The organism is Acinetobacter sp. UBA3025, from assembly GCF_002367915.1.
GTDB lineage: Bacteria > Pseudomonadota > Gammaproteobacteria > Pseudomonadales > Moraxellaceae > Acinetobacter.
This window is the reverse complement of record NZ_DFDO01000257.1, coordinates 1-6684: the sequence shown is the minus strand read 5'-3', so window position 1 is coordinate 6684 and position 6684 is coordinate 1. Positions and strand designations below refer to the sequence as shown.

General features: G+C 42.5%; 8 protein-coding genes. 3 read left to right on the top strand and 5 right to left on the bottom strand.

Annotation, left to right across the window (positions count from 1 at the left end; genetic code table 11):
• Window positions 1–110 precede the first annotated feature (110 nt).
• The 5 genes from B4J23_RS10865 to B4J23_RS10845 all read right to left on the bottom strand — a co-directional run bounded on the left by B4J23_RS10865 (window position 111) and on the right by B4J23_RS10845 (window position 4328).
• On the bottom strand, window positions 111–1163 hold the full coding sequence (locus B4J23_RS10865; protein WP_291360591.1) for a porin: 1053 nt from the start codon (window positions 1161–1163) through the stop codon (window positions 111–113).
• Window positions 1164–1507: 344 nt separating this feature from the next.
• Complete coding sequence (locus B4J23_RS10860) at window positions 1508–1921, bottom strand: HIT family protein (RefSeq protein WP_159124443.1); 414 nt, start codon at window positions 1919–1921, stop codon at window positions 1508–1510.
• A gap of 31 nt (window positions 1922–1952) precedes the next feature.
• Entirely contained in the window at window positions 1953–2219 is a 267-nt protein-coding gene (locus B4J23_RS10855; RefSeq protein ID WP_004783731.1) for a YARHG domain-containing protein, read from the bottom strand.
• A gap of 83 nt (window positions 2220–2302) precedes the next feature.
• On the bottom strand, window positions 2303–3175 hold the full coding sequence (locus tag B4J23_RS10850; protein WP_291360588.1) for an NAD(P)-dependent oxidoreductase: 873 nt from the start codon (window positions 3173–3175) through the stop codon (window positions 2303–2305).
• A 55-nt stretch (window positions 3176–3230) separates the two neighbouring features.
• Entirely contained in the window at window positions 3231–4328 is a 1098-nt protein-coding gene (locus B4J23_RS10845) for an alpha/beta fold hydrolase (RefSeq protein ID WP_034171075.1), read from the bottom strand.
• 142 nt (window positions 4329–4470) lie between these two features.
• Between B4J23_RS10845 and B4J23_RS10840 the strand changes: the two genes are divergently transcribed.
• Genes B4J23_RS10840 through recR form a run of 3 tightly spaced genes read left to right on the top strand, consistent with a single transcriptional unit; the run spans window position 4471 to window position 6626 of the window.
• Window positions 4471–5658 carry an O-succinylhomoserine sulfhydrylase gene (locus B4J23_RS10840; protein WP_291360585.1) on the top strand — a complete coding sequence of 396 codons (1188 nt, stop codon included), beginning with the start codon at window positions 4471–4473 and terminating at the stop codon, window positions 5656–5658.
• A 28-nt stretch (window positions 5659–5686) separates the two neighbouring features.
• Window positions 5687–6016 carry a YbaB/EbfC family nucleoid-associated protein gene (locus tag B4J23_RS10835; protein ID WP_125279140.1) on the top strand — a complete coding sequence of 110 codons (330 nt, stop codon included), beginning with the start codon at window positions 5687–5689 and terminating at the stop codon, window positions 6014–6016.
• A 13-nt stretch (window positions 6017–6029) separates the two neighbouring features.
• A complete protein-coding gene (gene recR / locus B4J23_RS10830) occupies window positions 6030–6626 on the top strand; it encodes a recombination mediator RecR (protein ID WP_125279141.1) in 597 nt (198 codons plus the stop codon).
• Window positions 6627–6684: the final 58 nt, after the last annotated feature.

Below are 6684 nucleotides of genomic sequence, written 5' to 3'. Positions count from 1 at the left end.
CTGGGGTTTTTATTCGGTTTTTATTCTAATTAAAATAGTCAGGATTAATTAAAAAATAAAAAAGAACCCGCATCAGGCAGGCTCTCTTCTAATATGAAATTGGGGAGGTTTTAGAAGTCGTAACGCATACCTAGAGAAAGACCTAGACTGTCTTCACCGCGTACGCCACCTACAGTATTGGTACGAGCTTGTGCCCAAGGGGTAAGGTTTGAGTTTTCATCATTTAATACAGTTGCTATGTTGCCATAAACGCGAACTGTTGGATCTAAACGGTGCTCAAGTCCGATTGTCAGTAAAGTTGCATTCGCATCATCGGCATCCACATCTCGGTGGAATACTTCACCACGGAATGAGGTTTTTGGTGCAAATTTATACTCACCGGCTATACCAAATACTTGTGCATCTGGGTTTGCTTCAGAATTATCGTGTTGAAGGAATTGGTATAAACCACCCAAGTTGAATTCAGGTGTGATTTTGTAAGCACCTGCGATACGGAAACCATCGCGCTCACCACGGGCAGCTTCTTCTTCATAGTGTTCATATGCAGCGGCGAAATCAACTTTACCTTCTTTATAGGTTAAAGCGAGGTCATAAGCCTTATCTTTATCTTTTTCACCATCCTTAGATGCATCCGGGCTGTTGGCTTCATGTAGGGAAAGTGCACCCAGAACATTAAATCCGTTGCCGAATTTTGGTGATTTATATTCAATTGTATTGGCATTACGTTCATCAAAACGCAGGTTGCCTACACGCGTGACGTTACGAACGTCACCAACCATATCACCAAAGAAGTTGACCGGGCCACGTGCTACTTTGAATGGACTGTCAAAACGGCCGATACGCGCTTGACCGAAATCACCTTTTAAACCAACAAAAGTATCACGAGTTGCAAATTCAACATCATCGTTTGCAGAACCACTTGCAAAGTTAATTTCCTGTTCGATTTGACCAAATACGGTCATACCATTTTCTAATTTTTGTTCAGCTTTAAAGCCTAGGCGTGAAGAGTTTGAAGAAAGACCTACTTCGTTATAATCCTGGCCATCATCCAGATAATCTAAAGAAACGTGTGCACGACCATACACTTTAACATCAGCAGCAGCTGCCATTACTGGTGTTAAAATTGTTGCCCCGATTGCTAATGCAGATAACGTTTTTTTCATGTGTTGCTCCAATAAAGACTTTTTTATTCATCGTCTTAAAAACAAGTTTCAGTATTGTTTTGAAACATCTACTGCTCTATTGGTGCCAAGTATTCATTACAAATAAGTCAATATGATTAAGGAAATATTTCAGAAATATTAAAGACAATCATTGTCTTATTTTTTATAGAATTGTGAGTGGGATAAGCAGGATTGATACAAATACAACTAGGCTCGGTGTTTGCTGTAAAACCTAAAAATAGGCTGGGTGACTTTTATTAATATTTTAGTGGCTTAATTCAAGGTGAAATACATCAGACATAAAAAATGGAGCCGAAGCTCCATTTTTAAGGATGAAGAATGAATTAAAGAGCAGCTTTAATTTTCTCTGCCAGTTGCTTGATTTTTTCCTGATCGCCCATTTGTGCAGCATGTTTGCCGAGGTTGTGCAAAGAAGTAGGTACCAGATGGAAATGGACATGCGGAACAGTCTGACCCGCCGCAGCGCCAGAGAGTTGCATCAGTACAATGCCATCTACACCTAAACCTTTTTCAATCGCTTTGGCAATTTTTTGCACCACCTGAATGGTATAGGCTGCAACTTCAGGATCCAGGTCAAGCAGGGTAATTGCAGGTGTTTTAGGAATGACCAGAGTATGACCATCGGCCTGTGGCATGATGTCCATAAATGCAAGAACTCGGTCATCTTCATACACTTTAATTGCTGGAAGTTCACCACGCAGAATTCGTGCAAAAATATTTTGGTCATCGTAAGTCATAAGTGCATTCCTTGAGCAGAATTGAATTGTATTATTTACAGTTCAATTCTTTCTGACGTTCTTTGATCGCGTCAAGACGTTGCTGCTCTTTTTCTGAAAATTTTGGCTTGGTTGTGTAGCAATTGTCATTAAACTTTGCTTTTGCTTCAGGATCCTTGAAACAGAAACCTTTTGATGCATAAATGACATCATGGTCATTTTTCAATTTCTTGCATTCCTGTTCAGATGCAAGAACCGATGTTGAAGCCCCAAACAAAGTTGCAGAACCGACGAGTGCTACAACAAATAACTTATTCATAAGAGTTTCCTCAGGTATCACTGCATGTGGCTAGTCTATAGTCACAATATTAGGTTTGTTTATTATTATTCAATGGCGAGATATTACTCAATGGTAATATTACTCCATGATTCATACATTTTTACAGCACTGGAAAAGTCACTATTTTTATCCGACAGATTGCTAGCGGCTTGCACTAGACTTTGACCTAAAGCAAGAAGTGGCACTGCCAGTTTGGCATCACGCGCAAGATCAAGTGCAATACCGGTATCTTTGGCCAAGAGAGGTAGGGCAAAGGTAACAGGGAAGCTACGGTTCAAAACACGCTGTGGTAAAACGGTTTCAGTCACATTGCTTTTGCCGCTTGATGCATTGATACAATCCAATGCTTCATTCAGGTCAACACCGTGCGCTTTCAGTGTAGTAAAGCCTTCTGCAGCCGCACACAGGTTTACAGCCAGTAACATATTATTTACCGCTTTTACCGCAAAGCCAGCACCTGATGTGCCCACATGCTTGATCAATTTGCCAAAAGCCTGCATTGCTGGCAGGGCTTTTGCAAAGCCTTCCGCATTACCGCCGACCATCACAGTCAATGTGCCATTTTCCGCACCAATGGTCTGGCCACTCACAGGCGCATCCAGGAAAATCACACCCTGTTCAGCCAGTGCTTCTTCTAAGCGTCGGGCAGCGTCAGGAACACCGCTGGTACAGTCTACCCAGATACTGCCAGCTTTAAGGCTGAGGCCTTGGACTAATGCTTCAACATCGGCACTGGTCGGCAGGCAGGAAAAAATAATATCTGCCTGAACTGCCTGTTCTAAAGCGACAGCTTGGGTGCCATATTCAGCAGCATGTTCTTCAGCCTTGGCAAAAGTACGGTTCCAGACATAAACTGTCTCAAAATGCTTGGGTAAATGCGCTGCCATGCGATAACCCATTGCGCCTAAACCAATAAATGCCACTGACTGAATCATGTCATACCCTCTGAATAAAATAATAAATACCTGAAAAATGCCGGCTCTTCCGGAATTAAGCATCTATCCGGGTTGAGCGTTGTGCCAGCCAGGTGGTCAATTTCGGCCAGAATGTATTGGCTGTTTTCTGATTGGACATCAGTCCAAGATGACCACCCGGGATAAGAGTAAACGTCTTATCGGTACTACTTGTCAATTCCATCAAAGGTTTAGCTGACTGTTCCGTAACAATCTGATCGGTTTTCCCAGCCCCGACCAGTAAGGAACAGTTAATATTTTTTAGGTCAATCGTTCGGCCGTTTAAAGTCATCGAGCCATTTTTTAAAGGATTTTGCAGCCATAAGTGCAGCACCATGTCCTGATTGATTCCACCCGGATAATCAATCATCTTGTTCAAAAAATTGCCCATAGTGGCATGTTCATAGACATCTTCAACATTTTCCAGGTTCATCAAAAACTGCTTCTGGCTTTTAAACCAGCCAATCGGATCAAGCAGCTTAAATCCCAAGGCATTGATGATGCCGGGCGAATGAATATATTCCTTAGGAATCAATCCTTGATGAATCGCCTGTTGCAGTGTTTTATTTTTGGAAATGAGCTTGTTGGTGGTGCTAAAAAGCTTGCCAACGCGACCGGATGCATAACTGTCAATCGGGCTACCCAGTACAATCAGGTTTTTAACATGTTCAGGGGAATGTAGCGCAGTATAAAGCGTGACAAAAATTCCAGCCATACTCCAGCCATGCAAGGAAATAAACTGACTGCCTGAATGCGAGCAGATTCGTTCAATAGCCTGAGGAATCGCGCCGTCGATAAAAGACAGGAAATTCAAGTGACGGTGTTTATAACGGAAACGTTTCCATTCCACTAAATAGACATCAAAACCGCTATGCTGAAAATGCTTGACTAGTGAACGGTAAGGATACAGATCATAAATATCCATATTGATCGCAAGAGGGGCAACAAAGACTAAGGGCTCACGGTACTTTTTTTCAGGTGCTGCATAATAGCGAATTTTGCAGAACTCAGTCGCAGCAATATATTCAAAGGGCGTTTTTTGCGAAAGAATCAGGGAAGACGAGTTAAATAACCGTGCATTCAGGTGTTTTAATTTTTTCTTCTGACGTTGAATATTTTGTTTTAACTGAATCATGTAAATAATTTATCCGTATACAAAGGAGAATTGGTCGAAGTCTAAGCAATAATTGCTTATTATGCCTTGACCTGAAATAGCTTAGACGCTCAAAATGTTGGCAATTTTTTACAAAAGGCAGCCTTTGGGCTGAAGTAAAGTGATGAGCCAGCAAGACGATTTTAACTATCAATTAGAAACTTTAGCCATCCGTACCGGTCACACCCGCAGCTTTGAGGGTGAGCATGGTGAACCGATTTTTCTAACATCGTCATTTGTTTATGAAAATGCGGCTGAAGCTGCAGCAAAATTTTCAGGCCAGGAGCCGGGTAATATTTACTCTCGCTTTACCAATCCAACTGTTGCCATGTTTGAAAAGCGTCTGGCTGCTTTAGAAGGCGCAGAACGCGCTGTTGCGACCAGCTCTGGTATGGCTGCAATTATGGCTGTGGTGATGGCTTACCTGAAAGCAGGTGATCATGTCATCTGTTCACGCGCCGTATTTGGTTCAACAGTTTCTTTATTTGAAAAATACGTGGCTAAATTTGGTGTCGCAGTTGAGTTTGTCGACTTGACTGATCTGGATGCATGGAAAAATGCCATCAAGCCAGAAACCAAATTACTCTTTGTTGAATCTCCGTCAAACCCATTGGCTGAAGTGGCAGATATTCAGGCTTTGGCAGATATTGCGCATGCCAATGATGCATTGCTCGCGATTGACAACAGCTTCTGTACACCAGTGTTACAACAACCACTCAAATTTGGTGCAGACTTAGTCGTATATTCTGCGACTAAATATCTGGATGGCCAAGGCCGTGCACTCGGTGGCGCTGTAGTAGGTAACCACAAACTGCTTGAAGAAATCTTCGGTTATGTACGTACCACTGGTCCTTCTATGAGCCCGTTCAATGCCTGGGTATTCCTGAAAGGTCTAGAAACTTTACGTTTACGTATGCGTGAACATTCTGCCAATGCACAAAAACTGGCAGAATTCTTAAATGCACATCCGAAAGTAGAAAAAGTTTACTATGCAGGTTTGCCTGAGCATATCGGTCATGAACTGGCTGCAAAACAACAAACCGGTTTCGGTGGTATCGTATCTTTCGAAGTGAAAGGCGGTCGTGAAGGTGCCTGGAAAGTGATTGACAATACCCAGTTCATTTCAATCACCGGTAACCTGGGTGATGTGAAATCAACCATTACTCATCCGGCAACAACCACGCATGGTAAATTGTCTCCAGAAGCCAAAGCAGCAGCGGGTATTCGTGAAGGTTTAATTCGCGTTTCTGTTGGTTTGGAAGAGATTGATGATATTATTCGCGACATTAAACGCGGTTTAGATCTAATCTAATTTTATAAATATATGTTCGGAGATCTTTATGAACATTAATATGTTGATGCAGCAAGCACAGCGCATGCAAAAAGAAGTCGAAAACAACATGAAAAAAGCCAAAGAAGAGCTTGCGCAAACTGAAGTGCATGCTGAGGCTGGTGGCGGTCTGGTGAAAGTTACCATGACTTGCCGCAATGTGGTGAAACGTATCGAAATCAATCCTGAACTGTTACAGGACGATCCAGATATGATCGAAGATCTGATTGCAGCAGCGATGAATGATGCAGCGCGTCAAGCAGAAGCGATCTCTGAAGAGAAAATGAAATCTGCAAACTCAGGTATGGGCTTACCACCTGGTCTGGCTGGTTTATTCTAAGGAAGTATGCGCAATGTTTAGTGATCGTTTTGATCAACTGGTTCAAGCATTACGCATTTTGCCAAGCGTTGGGCCGAAATCGGCCCAGCGTATGGCTTTGCATTTAATCATGAAAAATCGTGAAGGGGCGATCGGTCTGGCACATGCCTTAACTGAAGCAACCGATCACATTCATGAATGCTCGATCTGCCATTCATTGACAGAAGATGAAGTCTGTAATATCTGTACCTCACTTGAGCGTGATGATGAACTGCTTTGTGTCGTGGAATCACCGGCAGATGTCATGGCAATTGAGCAAAGCGGCAGTTTCCGCGGTAAATATCATGTTCTGGGCGGCCATCTGTCACCTCTAGATGGAATCGGGCCTGAAGAAATCGGTATTCCCTATTTACTGCAACGCTTAAGTCAGGGACAGATCAAGGAAGTGATTCTGGCTACCAATGCGACTGTTGAAGGACAAGCAACCGCACATTATCTGGTTGAAGCCAGTAAACATTTACCGGTGCAAATGACGCGTATCGCTCAAGGGGTGCCTCAAGGCGGAGAACTGGAGTATGTCGATAGTCATACATTGAGTCAGGCAGTGCATAACCGGATGCGAATTAAGTGAAATATTAATTATATTCTCTTAATATAAAAAATATATTATTAAAAATATAAACTAGATA

Coding starts and splice junctions, on each gene's coding strand:
- recR (WP_125279141.1), top strand. CDS start 6,030: ATGTTTAGTGATCGTTTTGATCAACTGGTTCAAGCATTACGCATTTTG.
- B4J23_RS10840 (WP_291360585.1), top strand. CDS start 4,471: ATGAGCCAGCAAGACGATTTTAACTATCAATTAGAAACTTTAGCCATC.
- B4J23_RS10865 (WP_291360591.1), bottom strand. CDS start 1,163: ATGAAAAAAACGTTATCTGCATTAGCAATCGGGGCAACAATTTTAACA.
- B4J23_RS10860 (WP_159124443.1), bottom strand. CDS start 1,921: ATGACTTACGATGACCAAAATATTTTTGCACGAATTCTGCGTGGTGAA.
- B4J23_RS10850 (WP_291360588.1), bottom strand. CDS start 3,175: ATGATTCAGTCAGTGGCATTTATTGGTTTAGGCGCAATGGGTTATCGC.
- B4J23_RS10835 (WP_125279140.1), top strand. CDS start 5,687: ATGAACATTAATATGTTGATGCAGCAAGCACAGCGCATGCAAAAAGAA.
- B4J23_RS10855 (WP_004783731.1), bottom strand. CDS start 2,219: ATGAATAAGTTATTTGTTGTAGCACTCGTCGGTTCTGCAACTTTGTTT.
- B4J23_RS10845 (WP_034171075.1), bottom strand. CDS start 4,328: ATGATTCAGTTAAAACAAAATATTCAACGTCAGAAGAAAAAATTAAAA.